This window comes from Actinomyces johnsonii (assembly GCF_006546835.1).
In the GTDB taxonomy this organism is placed as follows: domain Bacteria; phylum Actinomycetota; class Actinomycetes; order Actinomycetales; family Actinomycetaceae; genus Actinomyces; species Actinomyces johnsonii.
Window position 1 is genome coordinate 95,105 of the sequence record NZ_VICB01000005.1, and the last position, 18,088, is coordinate 113,192.

The window sequence follows — 18,088 nt, forward strand, 5'->3', positions numbered from 1 at the left end:
GTTCGTGTTACGGTCGACAAAGGTCTTATTGTCCTGGTGGCCGTGTTGTGGCTCCGGGGCCGGAGACCGGAAAACCTAGGGAAGGGGACTCTGGATGGGAAACCTGCTGCATCGTTTCGGTCGCGGCCGCGTTGTCGCCACCGTGGTCGTGGTGGTGACATCGGGCCTTCTGCTCGGGGTCACCCGTATGGTGTTCTTCCACCCCGCCGAATCCGTGAGCGAGCCGGGCATTGTTATGACCGGAACCCCGGCCACCTCACCGCAGTCCTCCACATCGGCACCGGACCAGATCTCCGACAGCGCCAGCAACGTCTCACATGATCAGGGCGGCGCTGAGGCAGGCTCTTCGATCCCATCGACGCAGGGCCACTCGCCCCAGGCGGTTGAGCCCGATCCGCCTGTCGCCGTCGACCACGGCAGTCGGCAGTCGGCGCCCGCCGCTCCTAGCGCACCGGCCGCGGCCGGAAAGTCCGATGACTCTCGCACCGAGATCGATGATGATGACGACAAGAGTCCCGCAAAGATCGGGGCGACGGAGCGTGACGACGACGATCGCGACATTGACGACTGAATAGACGACCGACGTCACCGGTACTGGGTCGGTGCGCCTGGCCGGAAGGTCTGCTGCACGTCAGGTGAGCCGGTAACCCATACCGCGTACCGTCTCCACCCTGTCCCTGCCCAGCTTGTTGCGCAGGTAAGAGACGTAGACCTCCACCACGTTGGAGCCGGGATCAAAGTCCAGTCCCCACACGGCGCTCAGGAGCTGCTCGCGGCTGAGGACCTGGCCGGGGTGGCGCATGAAGGTCTCGGCGAGGGCGAACTCCCGCGCCGAGAGCTCCACCGTCCGGCCCTCCAGCGTCAGGGCGCGGGTGCGCAAGTCCAGGACCATGTCGCGGTGGGTCAAACGCATCTGGTCGGCCCCGGCAGCTTCCGGACGCAGCCGCACCCGGATACGGGCCAGGAGTTCCTCGAAGGAGAAGGGCTTGGGCATGTAGTCGTCGGCGCCACCCTCGAGTCCGGCGACGCGGTCGGCCACCGAGGACCGGGCTGTGAGCATAATGACCGGTGCCGTCACCCCCTGACCGCGCAGCCGCTGGAGCACCTCGAAACCGTCGATGTCGGGTAGGCCCACGTCCAGGATGATGAGGTCGAAGTTCGTCTGGAGCGCGAGCTCCACGGCCTCCAGGCCGGTGGAGGTGGTGTGCGGGGCGAAACCGGCCGCTTTGAGGCCCTTGGTGAGGAATGCGACGATCCGGGGCTCGTCCTCAACGATGAGGATACTACTCATGGTGAGTCACTCCTTGGACGCTGTCGGGGATTGTTCAGGGGATGAGGCACCGGCGTTCTCCGAGGCCGATGTCTCGGAAGAGGACGGTGCAGGGGAGGCCTCCAGAGGGATCGCCATGGTGAACACCGATCCCTGGCCCACCTGGGAGCGTATGTCCAATCGTCCTCCGTGCGCTGCGACGATCGTCTCCACGATACTCAGTCCCAGTCCTGTTCCCGAGGCCATCTCCTGGGCGTTGGTGGTGCGTTTGAACCGTTGGCGCACCACTTCGATCTCCTCGGCGGCGATCCCGATGCCCTCGTCGCCCGCCCACATCCGCAGGTGTCCGTCCCGCACTGCCGAGCCCAGGCGGACGGTACTGCAGTGCTCGGAGTACTTCACGGCATTGGCCACCAGCTGGAGCCAGGCCTGGGTGATTCGGGTGGGGTCGATCATGGCCCGGGTAAAGGCCACCGATTCCAGCTGCCAGCGGCGCTCGCCCAGGGCGAGGGACTTGTCGAAGACCAGCTCGGTGAGCTCGGCGACGTCGGTGTCCACCGGGGCGATGAAGTCGGTCTGGGAGCTCTTGGCCAGCAGGATCAGATCATCGATGAGCACTCCCATCCGGTCGAGCTCGTCAATGGCCAGCAGCTGGGTCTGGCGCACGTCTCCGGGATCGGCGGGGTCGGTGAGCTCAAGGTGCCCGCGGACCACGGCGATGGGCGTACGCAGCTCGTGGCCGACGTCGTCGAGCAGGTTGCGCTGAGCTTCCACCGCGGTCTGGACCCGGTCCAGCATCCGGTTGACGGCTGCGGCCAGGGCGGTCAGGTCGTCTCGGCCCTTGACCGGAACCCGGGTGGTCAGGTCCTCCTCGCCGATGGATTCGGTGGCGCGCCGCAGCTGCTCGATGGGACGCAGGAGCCGCTCGACGCCGAACCAGGCCAGGCCGGTCACCAGGGCGACGGTGAAGACGGCCGCCGCGGTGTAGAAGGCCATAGTGCGCTGAAGCTGGGACTCGGCGACCTTGAGGTCGATGACATGCACGAGCGCTCCGTGTTGGGGGCCGCCCTGGACCGGGACGATGAGAACCCGGTAGTTCGATGAGGGGGTGCGTACCGTCTCGATGACCGACTCCGAGGCGGCGGCCTGGGAGGTTACCCGCTTGAGCAGGTCGGTGTCCTCCTCCGGGCGGAAGGAGACGTTGTCGGAGGAGACCCAGGTCAGCTCCGTGTCGGAGCTGGTCCCTACGAATCCGAGCTCGGCCTCACCGGGCCCCTCCGCGGTGCGCTGGATGTGGACGCGGAGCACCGCCGAGACGTCCTCCAAGGGTTGGCCGCTGGAGGGATCCGTTCCGTCCGCAGCCAGCTCGCGGATCCGGTCTCGACTGTGCTCGAGTCGATTCGTGGCGTCGGCCGACACGCTGGTGTGCCCCAGCGCCCACACAATCGCTCCGCAGGTGATGAGCGCGATACTCGCCACCAGCACGATCGCCCACATGACGCGGGTACCGATGGTGATGGTACGGGTGGGCATGAGAGAGGTCACGCCGTCATTGTGCCCGGACTCACCGGTCTCCGTCCGGCGAGTCCGGGCTCGGGCGGAGCCACCAGCGGTAGTGCTCAGCGTCCCACTCCTGCGTAGGTCCACCCGGCCTGGCGCCAGGCCGCCGGGTCCAGGGCGTTGCGTCCGTCGATGATGACGCAGTCGGCGACCCCGGTGGCGGCGTCGGCGGGGTCGAGAGTCACGAACTGGTTCCACTCTGTCAGCAGCAGTACGAGCTCGGCTCCCTTGAGCGCGGCACGGGGGTCCTCCTCCACTGTGAGATGGGGGTGGGACCGGGTGACGACGGGCAGGGCCTGCGGGTCGCAGACGGTGACCTCCGCCCCGAGGCCGGCCAGGCGCGAAGCGACGTCCAGGGCGGGGGAGTCGCGCACGTCGTCGCTCAGGGGCTTGAAGGCGGCTCCGAGGACGGTGATCGCCTTGCCGGAAAGGTCGTCCCCCACGTGGGCGCGGGCCTGCTCGACAATCCGGTCGCGCTGCTCGCGGTTGATGGAGTCGACCCGTCCCAGCAGATCCGCCAGGTGCGCGGCCCCGTGCAGGTCGGCGCTGGCGCGCAGCGCCCGGATGTCCTTGGGCAGGCAGCCTCCGCCGAACCCGACTCCGGCCTGGAGGAAGCGCCTGCCGATGCGCGGGTCGTGACCGATGGCATCGGCCAGGACGGTCACGTCGGCGCCGGCCGTGTCGCATAGGTGGGCCATGGCGTTGATGAAACTGATTTTGGTGGCCAGGAAGGAGTTCGCTGCGGTCTTGACCAGTTCGGCGGTGGGGTAGTCGGTGACGATTAGAGGGATCCCCTCCTCCAGTAAGGGCTGGTAGACGGCGTCGAGAGCGGCCTGGGCCTCCTGGGCGTCGCGGGAGTCGGCGGGCATCCCGTAGACGATGCGGTCGGGGTGGAGGGTATCGGCTACGGCGAAGCCCTCGCGCAGGAACTCGGGGTTCCACAGCACTAGGGCGCGGTCGGCCAGGCGCTCGGACACCTGCTGGGCGGTGCCGACCGGGACGGTCGACTTGCCCACCACGAGGCTGCGCCCGCCCTTGGGCAGGGCGTCATGGAGCATGTCGACCACGCTCCACAACTGGCTCAGATCCGCCTCACTGCCGGTGGCGGACTGCGGGGTGCCCACAGCGATGAAGTGGACATCGGCCTCGGCCAGCTCCGCCGCCGTCGGCGCAGAGGTGAAGCGCAGGTCGCCCTGCTGGGCGCCGGTGACCAGCAGCTCGGGCAGGCCCGGTTCGTAGAAGGGGGCGCGGCCCTGGGAGAGGGCCTCGACCTGCTCGGTCCGGGTGTCGATTCCCAGGACGTGGTGTCCCAGGTGGGCCATGGCGGCGGCGTGGACGGCGCCGAGATATCCGCAGCCGATGACAGTGAGCTTGAGCGGGGTCATGAGTTGTTCCAATCGTCGCTGAGGTTGAGGGGGGCGAAAGGCGAGGCGTGCCCCAGGCAGTGACGTACCCAGGCGGGCAGCCACTGGTGGGCAGCGGGTCGGAAGGCGTGGACGAAGACGAGTCGCAGCGCCGAAGAGCGGTAGTAGGTCTCCAGACGCTCCGCCGTCGTGGGCAGCGTGCGGGCCATGTTGTCGAGCAGCCCGCGGACCTGTGCGTGGGCCTCGGGACCGAGCCGGCTCCGAAGTGCCATGAGGTCCGCGTGGGCCCAGAGATTGCCCAGGTCGAGGGCCGCCTCGGCCATGGCCGCGGTGTCCAGGTCCAGCAGGGACAGGCTGATTCCGTCCCACAGGAGCTGGCCGTCGTGGAGGTCGCGGTGGGCGATGACGTGCACCCCGTCCTCCTCCCGCAGGCTCAGGCAGGTGTCCACCACCTGCTCGTGCAGGAGAGTCGGTTGGTCGATGACGCCGTAGCGTTGGGCGGAAGCGAACCATCGGCGCAGCACCTCGGCCTCCTGACGCGGCCCGTGGACGGGCAGGTCCGCCTCGCCGTGGGCCAGGTGGGCCCAGGAGCCCGCCAAGTGCCTCCACGCGGGCAGACCGGCGTCGCCGAGCGCGCCCAGGCTGCGGCCGGGCAGCAGCTCGAAATCGACGACGTCGTCAATGCTGTTGCCGCTATTCAGGATCCGGGGGGTGCGCAGGCCGGTGACCCTCAGGACCGAGGCGGCCGTCGCGTGCGCTCGCACCAGGGCTGCGGCCCGGTGCGGCCGCACGATTTTGCGGACCCGCGTCTCCTCCATCACCACGGCACGGCGGCCAGCGCGGTGGACGACGAGCGTTCCGGTCAGGCGCGCGGATAGGGCCGGCAGGGCCGGGTCAGTGGCATAGGGCAGTAGGTCGGGAGCCGCTCCGGCGGTGACGTGCCCGGCGCGCAGACGGCCCTCGCCGTCGACGCACTCGATGCTCACGCTCGTGGAGCCCGAGTCCCGGTGCTCGGGCCAGGCGCGGCGCAGCCCTGGAATCGCGTGCAGCGTGCTCAGCACGCCGTTCATCTCTGGTTTCTGTGTCATCTCAGTCATCTGTGTCGTAGTCGAGACTTCTGTCATGCCCCGGCGGTCTTCTTCTCAGGTGACCGGGCGATGCTCTCAATGGCGGCCAGTTCCACCCCGATGCGTTCACGCCAGGACGGATCGGCCCGGCGCAGAGGATCGGCCAGCCGTGCCAGGCGCGAGTAGGCGATCGCCACCCCCAGCTGCTCGGCGCCGGGTGCCGGTCGGTGCTCGGCGTAGCCCTCCAACAGGGCGCGCCCCTGGGAGGCCGGAGCCACCGCGAGGTAGGAGCCCAGATCGGTGACTGCCGGCGCTAGGCGCACCCGGTCGAAGTCGGTCAGCCAGATCCGCCCGGAGGAGCGCTCGTACAGCACCTGGTCGGGGGAGGCGTCGCCATGGGTGAGGGTCGGCTCGCCCGACAGCTGACTGGGCAGTATGTCGCCCACCGCCCGCACGCGGCGGGCCAGCTCGGGGTCCAGGACATCGAACTGACGGGCGTGAACCTCGGCCAGGTCCTGAGGATCGGGATGCCGATGGGGCAGCCGGTTGACGAGGTCCGGCTTCAGCGCTTCTGCGCAGGAGTGCAGCTCGGCCAGCAGCGCCCCCACGCGCCGCGTGGCATCGGCTGCGGATTCGGTTGCGACCTCGGATATGGCGTGTTCAGCGGCACTCTCCTCGGAGAGCTCGGCCACGTTCGTATCGCCGCACCACTGCTGGAGACTGACATGCCCCTCGCACCGGGCCACGGCCTCGGAGTCGAGCAGACGCGGGACCGGGAGGAACTCGGACAGGGCGCGATGGACGTCGTCGGCCGGGTTGCCGGCCTGAGCACGCATCCGCAGCACCGTGGAGCCGTCCCGCAGCACGAGACGCCGTGAGGGGTTGTAGCGTAGGACGTCCCCGGCCTCCCAAGATCTCAGCACCCCCTGGCGGGCGGCGTCCGCCATCGGCCCGGCCAGCTTGGGGTCGGTGTGAACCGGACCGCTCTGCAGCAGCAGGTCGCCGCCTGCGGCCCGGGTGATCGGAGCCTGGTCGAGCCCCAGAGAGGTGGCCAGGCGCTCGGCCTGGGCGGCCTTGGAGTGCGAGACCGGCCAGAGCAGCCGCGCCCACCCGGACGTGAGCCCGGTGGAGCGCTCCGTCAAGGACATCAGGACCGAGACGTTCGGCTTGATACGCAGCCGGCCTGCCCGCACTGGTTGGCCGAGGAGCTCACTGAGCCGGTCGGCATCGAGAACCGCGCAGACGGCGTCGGCTGTAGTCACTGTTGTGGTCGCTGCGGAGATCGCGGGTGGGTTCACGATCCGCTCCCCTCCAGGGCGAAGAAGTCCGACAGGTGGCTGTTCGCCCACCGGCGGAACTCGTCCGAGGTGTCCATGAGGTGCTGAGGACTCCCCTCCAGCCGGATCCGCCCGTCCTGGATCCACACCACCCGGTCGACGCGCATAGCAGCTTGCGGATCGTGGGTGACGGTCAGGGTCGTGCGTCCGGCCACCAGCCCGTCGATCGCCTCGAGCACCGCCAACGTCGAGGCCGGGTCCAACCCGGTGGTCGCCTCGTCCAGGATGACGATCGGCGAGTCGCGCAGCAGTGCCCGGGCGATGGCGATGCGCTGACGCTGGCCCCCGGAGAGGGTGCCGCCCCGCTCGCCCACGGCCGTGTCGTAGCCGTCGGGCATCTGGGTGATGAAATCGTGGGCGTGGGCCGCGCGCGCGGCCGCCTCTACCTCACCGTCGGAGGCGTCGGGCCGCCCCAGGCGGATGTTCTCGCGGATCGTGCCGGTCAGCAGCACCGCCTCCTGGTGCAGGACCGAGACCTGCGAGCGCAGGAACTTCAGGTCCAGCTCGTCCAGGCTGTGCCCGTCGAGACTGACCGTGCCCGACGTCGGATCCAGGGCCCGCACCACCAGGGACACCAGAGTGGACTTGCCTGAGCCCGACGGCCCCACGAGCGCCACGTGCTCACCGGGAACCACCGTCAGGCTCACACCGTGAAGCACCTGCCGGCCCTCGTAGGCGGCGCGGACGTGGTCGAAGTGGACCATGCCGCGAACCGGGTCCAGCACGGTGGCGTCGCGAGGCGAGACGATCTCGGGCTCGACCGCCATGAGGTCGGCCACCCGCTCGCCCGATGCCGCCGCCCGGGCGATGCGGCCGGTGTACTTGGCCATGTCCCGAAGCGGCTTCATGGTGGTGCGCAGGTAGGTCGTGAAGAGCACGAGGTCTCCCGGAGACATGGCGCCGTTCAGGACCCGGATGCCTCCACCGACCATGACCACGGCCGTGGCCACGCCGACGATGACGTCCGTGGAACGCTCCAGGCGCGCGGCGATGCGGCGTGAACGCACTCCCTCGCTCAGGGAGACCGTGTTGGCACCCGTGAAGCGCTCGTGCAGCAGGGGCTCCAGACCGTAGGCCTGGACCACCTTGATGGCGCCGAGCGCCTCCTGGGCCGTGTTGGCCAGGTTCCCCTCCGACTTGCGGCTGCGCAGGGAGGCCGCGGAGATCCGCCGAGAGTTGCCGGAGGAAGCGATTGCGAAAGCCGCCACTGCCATGACCACGATCGTGGCCAGCAGCGGGTCCAGGAACACCATGACCACGACCATGACCAGCAGGGTCAAGGTGTTGGCGGCCATTGGCAGGCCGGCGGTGACGGCCACCTCCTGCATGCGGTTGACGTCGGCGATGAGGCGCTGAACCGTATCCGCGCTGCGGTTGCGGGCGTGGAACTGTTGGGAGAGCCCCTGGACGTGGTGGAAGGCCCGGCTGCGCAGGGAGGCTGCCGTACGTGAGCCCACCAGTGCGAAGGCCACGGTGGCCAGGTAGTTGCACCCCGCCCGACCGGCCACGATCACCAGAAGGGCCACGCCCAGCCCCACCAAGGAGGAGGTCGTGGCGGGTGCGCTGCCCGTGTGCCTGCCCATCGAGGCCACCAACGAGTCGATGACGACCTTCAGGGGCCAGGGCTCCATCACCCGGAAGGCCACCTCTGCCAGAAGCACCACCGTGCCCCCGGCCATGAGGCGCCACTGCGGAGCAGCATCGGGCCCTACCAGACGCAGGGTCTGGCGCATGGGGGAGCGGTGCTCCCGGGGTGCGCGCCGAAGCACAGGCGCACCCATCACCGCTCACCACCCTGAGCGAGGCCTGCCAGCTCCAGGATCCGGGCGACGGTCCGATGCCAGGAGTGGCGCTCCTCGGCCAGAAGGCGCCCGCTGCGGCCCATGCGGGCGCGCCGATTCGGGCATGCCGCCAGATCATCCAGGGCCGCGGCCAGAGCCGTGGGGTCCGAGGGGGCCACGAGCACACCGTGCCGGCCAGAGCCGTCCTCAAGCAGCTGGGGAATCTGCCCGACGTCGGAGGCCACGACCGCGAGCCCCGCGGCCAGGTACTCCAGAACCTTCATGGGGGAGAAGTACTGCTGCTCACCCCCACCCAGGTCCGGGTAAGGGGCCACTCCGATCGCCGAGCCCGCCAGGTGGATGGGAATGTCCTGCGGAGCGACCGCCCCGCGGAAGTCCGCCTCCACCCCGAGGCGCCCGGCCTGAGCGCGCAGCGAGTCCATCTCGGGGCCGTCCCCGATGATCCGCAGGCTCCAGCTCTGACGCGCCAGGGCCGCCGCCGTGATGAGGTCGGCCACCCCGTGCCAGGGCTTGAGGGTCCCCACGAAGGTGACGACCACCCGTTCTGGGTCCTCCGGCTGGGGCTGAATACGGCGCACGCTCACGCCGTTGGGAACCGTATGGATCCTGCCTGCGACATCGCCCGCACCGGTATCGGACAGGTCGGCGGTGCGACGACGCACCCAGTCGGCCACCGGATCCGAGACGCACACCGTGGCCCGGGCGGCCGCCACCTGGCGGCGCAGCACCTGCGCCGCACCGGAGGCGTCCACCAGCGAGCGGTGACGACGCTGCTCATCGATCAGCGGAGCATTGACCTCCAGGATTCCGGGAACCCCGGTGGCGGCCGTGATGTCGGTAAGCGCCGTGGAGAACAGGGAGTAGCGCTCGTAGACCAGGTCGACGCCGTCGGCGATCACCCGGGAGACGATCCGCTCCGCGGCGTGCGCCTGCGCCTGCTCCCGCTCAGCGGGCTCGACGTCGGCGACGGCCTCCAGGTGCAGCTCGAGGTCGGTGAGGTCGTCGGGAATGTGCTTGCCGGAGCGCACGGCGTACAGGGCCACCTCATGGCCGATGGACCGCAGTTCGCGGACCACCTCCTGGATGTGCACCGAGGCGCCCTTGGTCCCGAACACCGGGATACCCGGGTCGCAGCAGATGTAGGCGATCCGCATCAGGCGGCTCCTTCCCGATCGGCCAGGTACACGGTGGGAGCGGTGGGAGCGGGACGGGGACTCGTCTGCCAAGCGGCCAGGACCTCGGCCTGGGCGCGGGAGTCGAAGTGCTCCTCGATCAGTGACCGCGCCCCACGGGACAGGGAGACGGTGTCGACCTCGCCCAGCGCGATCCTGCGCAGGGCAACTGCCAGTTCGGTTGGGTCTCCCGGCGGCAGCAGGAGCCCGGTGATACCGTCGCGAACCACCTCCGGCAGCCCCGAGACCGCCGTGGCCACCACCGGCGTCCCGCAGGCCATCGCCTCCAGGATCACCGTGGGAAGACCGTCGATATTGCCATCGGCCGCCTCGATGCAGGGCGCTGCGAAGACGTCCGAGCGCGCCAACAGATCACGCACCTCCGCCTGCGTGAGCGGACCCAGGAGGCGGATCCGGTCCGCCAGGCCCAGGCGGTCGATCTGCGCGGCCAGGCGCTCGCGCTCCTCACCGTCACCGGCCAGCTCGACCTCGACGTCGACACCGGAGCTCACCAGGATCCGCACCGCCTCGATCAGGTCCGCGAAGCCTTTCTTGGGAACCAGGCGCCCGACGGCGCACACCCGTAGTGGCCGTGAGTTCCCGGCCGGCACGGGCAGCGGAGCGCGATAGGAGAAGCGGTCGAGCTCGATGGCGTTGTAGCGCAGCGACACCGTGGCCCCCGTGCCCGCCAGTACCGTCCTCAGGTGCTCCTTGTTGTACCGGCTGATGGCGATAACCCGCTGCGCGTCGGCGCAGATCCGGCGCAGCCACACGGGATCCACGGACTCGTGGAAGATGTCCTTGGCGTGGGTGGTCACGGTGTAGGGGATACCGGTCAGGGCCGAGGCGATCCATGCCACCCGGCCCGCCAGAGATGCGAAATGCGCGTGCAGATGCGTAATGGAGTCCCTGCGCGCCTGACGTGCCAGCTCCACGCCTTGGGCCACCTCGTCACCGGGAAGGTCGGCCAGCACCGGCATGATGGCGGCGAAGCGCTCGCGGTCGTCCTGGCGGGTCAGACCGTCGGTGAGCCGGCTCCACAGGTCGATGGCCCGTACCGGCCGGCCCACCCAGTTGACCCGGGCGGCCACCCGGGCGATCTCGGGGTGGAAGCGCGAGTCCGTGGTGGGGCGCAGCGCGTAGATACTCAGGTCCTCGCCCTGGGCCTCGCGGGCCAGGATCTCGGTGACGATGAAGGTCTCCGAGAAGCGCGGGTAGACCTTGAGGACGTATCCGATGCGGGCGCCGTTCTGATGAATGTCCTGGTGGTTGTCGACTGCGGGATTCATGCGGGGATCTCCATCCTGGTGAGGCTGGTGGTGCGGCTGTTGAGATGGCTGAGGCGGGTGTCGAGGATGTCGCCCCGGTCGCCGACGAGCTCGGCGGCGAGCAGGGGGACGGTTTCCAGACCGTCCAGGCGCAGACGACGTCGCCCCGCCAGCTGACTGCGAGCGCCGGCGTCTTGGTCACTCAGCAGCTCGGTGAGCCAGTCCTCGAGTGCTGCGGCACTCAGGTTCGCGACTCTTAGGAGGTCGATGGCGCCCGCATCCTTCAGAGCGGTGGCCCGGATGAACTGCTCGAGGCGAGGCGTCTCACGGGGGACGAGGAGAGCCGGGGTTTCGGAAGCGAGGATCTCGCTGACCGTGTTGTAGCCGCCCATCGAGATGACCGCTGCGGCCTGCCGGATGTGGTGGCTCATCCCCGGCCAGGACCGGCGCACGATGGTGTGGGGGCCGGCCGCCTGAGCGACCTGGTGGAACTGGGCGGCATCGAGCTGGGGGCCGGTGACCACGACGTGCCGGTACCCGTCGGGGACACGTGCTGCGGCTGCGGCGCGCAGCAGGTGGACGCCGTCGGAGCCGCCACCGGCGGTGGTCAGGATGAAGGCGCCGGCAGCCTCGGCGTTACCGGCCAGGGCTTCTGACGCCTCGGAGCCGTGAGTGGTTTCCGCGGCATCGCGGCCATGGGCGAGGTAGCCGGTGTAGCGCATCCGCTCCTGAAGTGCCGTCGGAGCCTCGCCAGTAGCGTTCAGGTCATGGACCGAGGAGTCCCCGTAGACCCAGACCTCGTCGATGAGTCGGCGCAGTGTGTCGGCCTGGCCGAGCTCCTCCCACTCGCGCTGAACGGTCGCAGGCGTGTCCAGGACCTCGCGCAGGCCGAGCACCACGCGCGCGCCGGGGTTCGCCTGGCGCAGACGTGCCAGGGGCTCGCGCAGCTCCTGGTGCACCCCGTAGGGGTGACGGTCGATGATGAGCAGGTCCGGGATGAAGGTCGTTAGGACACCGGACAGCAGGGCGCTGCGGACCAGGCTCAGGTCCTCACGGGTGATACGCAGGCGCTGGGGCAGGTAGGTGTCCTCGGCCTTCTTGACTCCCGGCAGCACCAGCCAGTCGAAGCCGTCGGGAAGCCGGTGTTCCTGTCCCGGAGCCAGCCCGGTGATGACCAGGCCGGTGACGTCGCAGCCGGTGAGCCCCGGCAATGCCCGGGCCAGGTGATGGGCCAGAGCAAGGTTGCGGCGAAGGTGCCCCAGCCCCTTGGCGTCGTGACTGTAGAGCGCCACCCGTAGGGGAACGGTTGTCATGGATCGTCTCTTCCCTTGGTGTCAGTTCAGGGTCGTTCTGAGACGATCCTGACCGGCCAGGAGAAGACGACGATTAGGGGCGGATGAGAAAGCTCTCAGGTTTCTCGGAGATTAGACCAGCTGTACCTCGGTGCCCGCCTGCCGCAGGGCTGCGGCCTGGTCGGCGGAGGCACCGTCATCGGTGATGACCAGGTCGATCTTGGAGATGGGGCAGATGAGTGCGAAGGCGGTGGTACCGAGCTTGGAGCTGTCGCACACGACGACGACGCGATGGGCCGCGTCGACCAGGGCGGCATTGACGGCGGCCTCGCCGTCGTGCTGAGCGTAGGCCCCCCGCTCATCGATGCCCTCGACACCCAGGAAGAGCGTGCCCACGCTGATCGAGGGCAGGATGAGTTCGGCCAGCGGGCCGGTGAGCTCGAAGGACCGGGGCCGTGCGATCCCGCCGGTGACGACGACGCGCACGCACTGGCGCACGGTCATCTCGCTGGCGATGTTGACGGCGTTGGTGACCAGAGTGACCGGAATGTCCGGATCGGTCAGGTCCGGCAGGAGCACGACCTCACGGGCCACTTCGGTGGTCGTGGTTCCGCCGTTGAGGCCGATGGAATCGCCCGGCTGCACCATGGCGGCCGCTGCCCTGGCGATCCGGGTCTTCTCATCGGCCATCCTCGAGGTGCGGTAGCGCAGCGGCGGTTCGGTGGATGTGGGGTTGGCGATCGCGCCGCCGCGGGTGCGGGTGACCAGCTGCTGGTCCGCCAGGTGGTCGAGATCGCGTCGTGCGGTTGCCGCCGAGACGCCCAGACGCGCGATGATGTCGTCGATATGGACACTGCCCTCGTCCATGACGATATCGAGGATGGCCGAATGGCGATCATGCCGAGACATCTCGATCCTCCTGGAGCTCGAGGGGCGGTCCGGGGCCGGGGAGTGGGCCGGGCGGCGCTGGAGCACGACACGTGATTTGTGGATCAACTACTTGCCTTATCCTGGTGACCGTGCGGCAGGTAGCTCGGTGTGCTGGAGCCAGCATAGATCAGGAATGGTCTTAGTCGCTCGCTGAGAGCGACACATGGCGATGCGAACCTTGCTACTGTCGTCGATATCAATCACGCCAACGTGTGGGGCGGTGGCCCCGTGGCGGCATTGCGGTGGTCCCTCGTCCGGTCACCGCAGGCGTCACGGTCCGTGCACTGCCGCTCCTCCCCTGAGAACAGAGAACACATGGGACATCCCGCTGACTTATCCGAGTGCTCCCGCCCCAAGGGGCGAGCCGTTGCGCTGGGGGTCGACGTCGGTGCCGATGGCATGACCGCTGTCGTATCCGATGGCCGGGGGCGCGTCGTCCGCTCCCTGGAACGACCTGTACCGGAGGACTGCCGCTCGGACGGTCGCCGGCTGGCCGAGGAGATCGGCGGGGCCGTCGCCTCCTTATGCGCCAGTGCCGTTGACGAGCTCGCGGACGAGGGGAAGGACCGGACCGCGCAGGCGCCCGTGTTGATCGTCGGGGTCTGCGTGCCGGGTGTCGTCGATGAGGACAGGGGACAGATTTGCCGCAGTGCCGTCCTGGGGCTGCAGGACGTCCCACTGGCGAGCCATGTCAGTCGGTTCCTGCCGGTGCCGGCTGAGTCCGCCGAGGTGTTGCTCTATCAGGATGCTCGTTGCGGTGCCTGGGCCGAGAGCCGGTGGGGGGCAGGCGGAGCGAGCTGCCTTTACCTGTCCATCGGAAAGAGCATCGCCTCCGCCGTTCTGCTCGACGGCGTCCCGGCGCCGGGTGGGGACCGGGCCGGCCAGGTTGGTCAGGTCCTGGTCTCCGATCCCGACTGGAGCGGCGAGAGGGCCCGATTGGAGGATGTCGCCTCGGTTGACGCGATGGTGGGGCGTTACACGGCGGGCATCGTCGATGACTCTGCGGCCTCTTTGAACAGCTCCGATGGATTCTCTACCGGGGGCGCAGGCTTCTCCGCCTCGGGGCTCGAGTCGCTTCTCAGCGCGATGCGGTCCGGGGACCGGGAGGCGCGCCGCGTCTGGGATACGGGCCTGGACGCCTTGGCCGATCTCATCGCCCGTGGTGCCGGTCTGCTCGGTCCGCTCGACGTCGTCGTCAGCTCAGAACTGACTCGGGCGGGGGAGGCCGTCTTCCTGGAGCCATTGCGCGGGCGGGTGGCCGACCTCATGGCCGGCCTGCCGGCGCCGAGTCTTCTATCGGCTCGGCTTGGAAAGACGGGCTCGGCATTGGGCGCTTCCGGGCGAGCTCTGGAGGACTGGCAGTAACCTGATAATATTCTGGGTGTTACCTTGAGTCTCTGCGCCGTTGGCTGACAACTCGCTTATGGCGTTGCGGAGACCCACAATGGGTGCAGGCCGTGGCAGTATGTTCGCCAACTGCAGTCGTCCGTACCGGTTGAGGAGAACCAGCGTGTCCCCCAGGAGAGAAGCGAGGCGCAGCGCGTGACCCAGTCTGCTCGTCCGCTTCGCATCGGCATCATGGGTGGGACCTTTGATCCGATTCACCACGGGCACCTCGTTGCGGCCAGTGAAGTTCAGGACGTCTTCGCCCTCGACGAGGTCATCTTCGTGCCCACTTGGGCGCAACCCTTCAAGAAGGAGCGCAGGGTCTCTCCGGCAGAGCATCGTTACCTCATGACGGTTATCGCAACGGCCTCCAATCCGAGGTTCACGGTCTCCCGGGTCGACATCGACCGGGGAGGTACGACGTACACGATCGACACCCTTCATGACATCGCGGCCGAGTATCCGGGCGCGGAGCTGTACTTCATCACCGGTGCGGACGCCTTGGCGCAGATCCTCACATGGAAGGACAGTGAGGAGATCTTCGACCTAGCTCATCTGGTAGGGGTCACGCGCCCCGGACACGTTCTGAATGACTCGGGGGTGCCCCGTGACCGGATCTCACTGGTGGAGGTGCCGGCCATGGCGATTTCATCGACGGATTGCCGCCAGCGAGTCGGGCAAGGAGCTCCGGTGTGGTACCTCGTTCCCGATGGTGTCGTGCAGTACATACGCAAGTACGGGCTTTATCGTATGGCCTTGCGGTCGGCGTCGGCGACGTCGATGACGGCGAGAGTGGCCCGCGAGCAGTCCCTGAGGAAGGAGAACGACGGTGAGCACTGAGCAGACCGGCGTCAATGCCCCCACGTCCGAGGAGCCGACGCAGGATGAGCACGCTCCGCGCGGCAGTCGTCGTGCGATCCGGCAGGCGGAGCGCGCCGCCGAGCGGGAGGCCATTCTGACCGGGCAGCAGCCGCTCCTGACCCGACGCGAGATGAGACGCCTGCGCGAGGAGGCCAAGGCCCTCAGGGCGGCAGTCGAGGCCGGCGAGATCACCCCAGAGCAGGCCCAGGCTCTCCAGGATCCTCTTGCCGATCCTGCATCGGTCGCCCCCCGTTCCTCCGCCCAGTCGGGTGCCGACGCCGAGACCGGGCTGGAAGAGTCGGCCGAGTTCCCCGCCGTGGACGATGACGGGGCCGCCTACCTCGACCAGGGAGGGCAGAACCCGCCTCTCAACCTGTCCGTTCCCGAGGGCCCGTCCGCGTCCGCTCCGAGCTGGCGCTCGCTATCTGCGGCGGAGGCCGTGGCGATCTCCGAGATCGAGACGGGTCTCATGGAGGCGGTCGATCTGCCGGTAGCGACCCTGGACTACGACGCCCAATGGGCCGCGGACGCCGACTCCGAGCCGGCGCCGGTACCCACTCGCTTCTCGCTCAAGGAGCGCCTTGAGGGCGGTCCCGTCTCTGAGACCGGCCAACAGGAGGCCCTTGAGCCCCAGGCCCCCGTCGAAGAGGCCGACGCCGAGGAGCTCGCGACCGGCCCCTACGACTACCGGGAGGGCTTCGCTCCGACGACTCAGGACGATGGGGCGGCTTCCTCCCAGCCCTCCTCGCAGTCGGCGGAGGCCGTCCCTGCCGTCTCCACCTCGGCTTCCGGCGCCGCCGACTTCGCTGCCTTCGGACAGGCCGGAGGCACGCAGTCCACCGAGTCTGCCCGCAGCGGCCTGAGCGCAGGGTCGGCTTCCTCGACCGGCTCAGTGCGACGTCCGATTGTGCGCATTCCCGCTGCTGCGCAAGGAGTGCGTACCGTCAACGTCTCCACGGGCGAGCTCAGCTCGATCCAGCCCGTGGACAGTTCCTCGTCCGCCCAGGACGCGGCGGATGCTCAGGAGACCTACGGCATCGCGCCCATCGAGGAGCCGATGGCGCAGGAGAGCGTCGCGGTCGACGTCGATGCGCAGACCACGATGCCCCCAGCGCAGCCGCAGCAGGATGCCGAGTTCGGTACGGTCGGTACTCCGCAGTGGAAGTCGCTGCACCAGTCCTCTCAGGCGGACAGCTTCCAGGAGACGATCGTGACCGGGGTGGCTGCAACCTCCGATGTCGCGTCTTCGGAAGCGGTCAGCCCCTATGCCTTCTACTCCGACGAGGCCGAGAACAGCAACGGCCCGATCGGTGGCTCGGAGTGGGACTCGGTGGCGGCGCCTGTTGCCGAGGGTCCCGAGGAGCCGTACCTTGCTCCCGTCAACGAGGTGACCGGTCGGGTGCCTACCCCGGACCACGTCCTGCCGGTGGAGCGGCCCGGCTCCTCCTCCCGCACCGGCAAGATACTCATGGCCGCGCTCATCGTCGTTGTCGTGCTGCTCATCATCCTGGTCATCGTCTGGCTGTTCGTCAGCGGCAGGCTCGGCGCCAGTTCCAGTGCCATGAGCGCCGCCATCGGGGCGGGGGAGTGGATTCGGCAGCTCGTATGAGGGCGGCGCGCGAGGTACAGTCTCCGCTGCCGCATGATGCTTGACTGACCGCCCCGAAGGAGATCCGTGCCCGCTACCGAACACGCCGCCGACCTGACTCTAGCCGCTGCTCGCGCTGCGGCCGATAAGAAGGCTGCGCACCTCACGGCCATCGACGTCTCCGAGCGACTCGGCCTGACCGATGTCTTCCTGCTGGCCTCCGGCTCGAACGACCGTCACGTCCACGCCATCGTCGACGCGGTCGACGAGGCCATGCAACGCGCCGGGGCCAAGCGTCGGACTCGGGAGGGTTTCGCCGACGCCCACTGGGTACTCGTGGACTACGGTGATGTCGTCGTCCATATTCTGCAGAACGAGGACCGGGAGTTCTACTCGCTGGAGCGCCTGTGGAAGGACTGCCCCGTCATCGAGCTGCCGGAGGACCTGACAGCACCGGATCGTCGGGTCGACGACGAGGAAGGCAGCGAGAAGGGCACCGTCTTATGACCGACCTCATCCTGTGGCGACACGGTCAGACCGACTACAACCTTCAAGGACGCATCCAGGGGCGGGTCGATATCCCCCTCAACGGCACCGGCCGTGAGCAGGCCCGGCGCGCAGCCGACAGCATCGCGGTGCTTAAGCCCACGCGGATCGTCTCCTCGCCACTGGTGCGGGCACGGGCCACCGCCGAGACGCTGGCGTCGCTGATCGGGCAGAGTGTTGAGGTCGATTCTGCCTTGGCGGAGAAGTCCTTCGGCGACTGGGAGGGACTCAAAGCGGACGACATCAAGGCGCAGTGGCCTGAGCACTACGCCACCTGGCGCGCCGGTGGCGATCTTCCCCAGTTCCGGATCGAGGGGCGTCGCGAGACCGCCGAGCGAGTGGGCGAGGCACTCAAGGCCCTCGTCGCAGGGGCCGGCGAGGATGACGTCGTCGTAGCAGTCTCCCACGGAGCAGCCACCAATTTGGGGGCGACCTATCTGCTGGGCATGGACCCTCAACAGTGGTTCGGCCTGCGCGGCATGAGCAACTGCTGCTATGCGCTCATGCGCACCAACAGACGGCCTCCGGGCTGGTCCGTGGTGTCTTGGAATGCCGGTCCCCCGGTGGACCCGAGCCCATTGGGCAAGATTCTCGGGTAATCGGGTGAGGTAGTACACGCGCCACGGATTTGCCCTGGCGGTGCCG

Annotated in this window: 16 protein-coding genes; 6 read left to right on the forward strand and 10 right to left on the reverse strand. The window is 68.7% G+C overall.

Features of this window, described 5'->3' with window-relative positions:
• Window positions 1-94: 94 nt before the first annotated feature.
• On the forward strand, window positions 95-571 hold the full coding sequence (locus tag FK256_RS05180) for a ubiquitin carboxyl-hydrolase (RefSeq protein ID WP_141423959.1): 477 nt from the start codon (window positions 95-97) through the stop codon (window positions 569-571).
• Between the two features lie 60 nt (window positions 572-631).
• On the opposite strand, the gene FK256_RS05185 is transcribed toward FK256_RS05180, so the two are convergent.
• The 10 genes from FK256_RS05185 to FK256_RS05230 all read right to left on the reverse strand — a co-directional run bounded on the left by FK256_RS05185 (window position 632) and on the right by FK256_RS05230 (window position 13,041).
• The gene (locus tag FK256_RS05185) at window positions 632-1,291 is read right to left on the reverse strand and encodes a response regulator transcription factor (RefSeq protein WP_021607464.1); all 660 of its coding nucleotides are present in this window, start codon (window positions 1,289-1,291) and stop codon (window positions 632-634) included.
• Between the two features lie 6 nt (window positions 1,292-1,297).
• Window positions 1,298-2,803 (reverse strand): sensor histidine kinase, encoded by a 1,506-nt coding sequence (locus tag FK256_RS05190; RefSeq protein ID WP_211343536.1) that lies wholly within the window; start codon window positions 2,801-2,803, stop codon window positions 1,298-1,300.
• A gap of 86 nt (window positions 2,804-2,889) precedes the next feature.
• Complete coding sequence (locus FK256_RS05195; protein ID WP_141423961.1) at window positions 2,890-4,215, reverse strand: UDP-glucose dehydrogenase family protein; 1,326 nt, start codon at window positions 4,213-4,215, stop codon at window positions 2,890-2,892.
• Entirely contained in the window at window positions 4,212-5,282 is a 1,071-nt protein-coding gene (locus tag FK256_RS05200; RefSeq protein ID WP_244936159.1) for a phosphotransferase, read from the reverse strand. Before FK256_RS05200 ends, FK256_RS05195 begins: the two co-directional genes overlap by 4 nt.
• Window positions 5,283-5,314: 32 nt before the next feature.
• Entirely contained in the window at window positions 5,315-6,559 is a 1,245-nt protein-coding gene (locus FK256_RS05205) for a phosphotransferase (protein ID WP_141423963.1), read from the reverse strand.
• Window positions 6,556-8,331: an ABC transporter ATP-binding protein gene (locus FK256_RS05210; RefSeq protein WP_141423964.1), complete on the reverse strand. Its 1,776-nt coding sequence runs from the start codon at window positions 8,329-8,331 to the stop codon at window positions 6,556-6,558. Before FK256_RS05210 ends, FK256_RS05205 begins: the two co-directional genes overlap by 4 nt.
• Before the next feature lie 47 nt (window positions 8,332-8,378).
• The gene (locus tag FK256_RS05215; protein ID WP_141423965.1) at window positions 8,379-9,554 is read right to left on the reverse strand and encodes a glycosyltransferase family 4 protein; all 1,176 of its coding nucleotides are present in this window, start codon (window positions 9,552-9,554) and stop codon (window positions 8,379-8,381) included.
• A complete protein-coding gene (locus FK256_RS05220; RefSeq protein WP_141423966.1) occupies window positions 9,554-10,861 on the reverse strand; it encodes a glycosyltransferase in 1,308 nt (435 codons plus the stop codon). Before FK256_RS05220 ends, FK256_RS05215 begins: the two co-directional genes overlap by 1 nt.
• On the reverse strand, window positions 10,858-12,153 hold the full coding sequence (locus tag FK256_RS05225; protein ID WP_141423967.1) for a glycosyltransferase family protein: 1,296 nt from the start codon (window positions 12,151-12,153) through the stop codon (window positions 10,858-10,860). Before FK256_RS05225 ends, FK256_RS05220 begins: the two co-directional genes overlap by 4 nt.
• A 111-nt stretch (window positions 12,154-12,264) precedes the next feature.
• On the reverse strand, window positions 12,265-13,041 hold the full coding sequence (locus tag FK256_RS05230; protein WP_141423968.1) for a DeoR/GlpR family DNA-binding transcription regulator: 777 nt from the start codon (window positions 13,039-13,041) through the stop codon (window positions 12,265-12,267).
• 336 nt (window positions 13,042-13,377) lie between these two features.
• On the opposite strand from FK256_RS05230, the gene FK256_RS05235 reads away from it, so the two are divergent.
• The 5 genes from FK256_RS05235 to FK256_RS05255 all read left to right on the forward strand — a co-directional run bounded on the left by FK256_RS05235 (window position 13,378) and on the right by FK256_RS05255 (window position 18,042).
• Window positions 13,378-14,427 carry an ROK family protein gene (locus FK256_RS05235; protein ID WP_141423969.1) on the forward strand — a complete coding sequence of 350 codons (1,050 nt, stop codon included), beginning with the start codon at window positions 13,378-13,380 and terminating at the stop codon, window positions 14,425-14,427.
• A gap of 177 nt (window positions 14,428-14,604) precedes the next feature.
• On the forward strand, window positions 14,605-15,288 hold the full coding sequence (gene nadD / locus FK256_RS05240; protein WP_039894828.1) for a nicotinate-nucleotide adenylyltransferase: 684 nt from the start codon (window positions 14,605-14,607) through the stop codon (window positions 15,286-15,288).
• A complete protein-coding gene (locus FK256_RS05245; protein WP_141423970.1) occupies window positions 15,278-16,918 on the forward strand; it encodes a hypothetical protein in 1,641 nt (546 codons plus the stop codon). The genes nadD and FK256_RS05245 overlap by 11 nt, the downstream gene beginning before the upstream one ends.
• A gap of 66 nt (window positions 16,919-16,984) precedes the next feature.
• Window positions 16,985-17,404: a ribosome silencing factor gene (gene rsfS, locus FK256_RS05250; protein WP_141423971.1), complete on the forward strand. Its 420-nt coding sequence runs from the start codon at window positions 16,985-16,987 to the stop codon at window positions 17,402-17,404.
• Entirely contained in the window at window positions 17,401-18,042 is a 642-nt protein-coding gene (locus FK256_RS05255) for a histidine phosphatase family protein (RefSeq protein ID WP_021607478.1), read from the forward strand. The genes rsfS and FK256_RS05255 overlap by 4 nt, the downstream gene beginning before the upstream one ends.
• Window positions 18,043-18,088 lie beyond the last annotated feature (46 nt).

Bases quoted from the DNA above. Each gene is read 5' to 3' on its own strand.
- FK256_RS05180 (WP_141423959.1), top strand. From the start codon at position 95: ATGGGAAACCTGCTGCATCGTTTCGGTCGCGGCCGCGTTGTCGCCACC.
- FK256_RS05185 (WP_021607464.1), bottom strand. From the start codon at position 1,291: ATGAGTAGTATCCTCATCGTTGAGGACGAGCCCCGGATCGTCGCATTC.
- FK256_RS05190 (WP_211343536.1), bottom strand. From the start codon at position 2,803: ATGCCCACCCGTACCATCACCATCGGTACCCGCGTCATGTGGGCGATC.
- FK256_RS05195 (WP_141423961.1), bottom strand. From the start codon at position 4,215: ATGACCCCGCTCAAGCTCACTGTCATCGGCTGCGGATATCTCGGCGCC.
- FK256_RS05200 (WP_244936159.1), bottom strand. From the start codon at position 5,282: ATGACACAGAAACCAGAGATGAACGGCGTGCTGAGCACGCTGCACGCG.
- FK256_RS05210 (WP_141423964.1), bottom strand. From the start codon at position 8,331: ATGCGCCAGACCCTGCGTCTGGTAGGGCCCGATGCTGCTCCGCAGTGG.
- FK256_RS05215 (WP_141423965.1), bottom strand. From the start codon at position 9,554: ATGCGGATCGCCTACATCTGCTGCGACCCGGGTATCCCGGTGTTCGGG.
- FK256_RS05220 (WP_141423966.1), bottom strand. From the start codon at position 10,861: ATGAATCCCGCAGTCGACAACCACCAGGACATTCATCAGAACGGCGCC.
- FK256_RS05225 (WP_141423967.1), bottom strand. From the start codon at position 12,153: ATGACAACCGTTCCCCTACGGGTGGCGCTCTACAGTCACGACGCCAAG.
- FK256_RS05230 (WP_141423968.1), bottom strand. From the start codon at position 13,041: ATGTCTCGGCATGATCGCCATTCGGCCATCCTCGATATCGTCATGGAC.
- FK256_RS05235 (WP_141423969.1), top strand. From the start codon at position 13,378: ATGGGACATCCCGCTGACTTATCCGAGTGCTCCCGCCCCAAGGGGCGA.
- FK256_RS05255 (WP_021607478.1), top strand. From the start codon at position 17,401: ATGACCGACCTCATCCTGTGGCGACACGGTCAGACCGACTACAACCTT.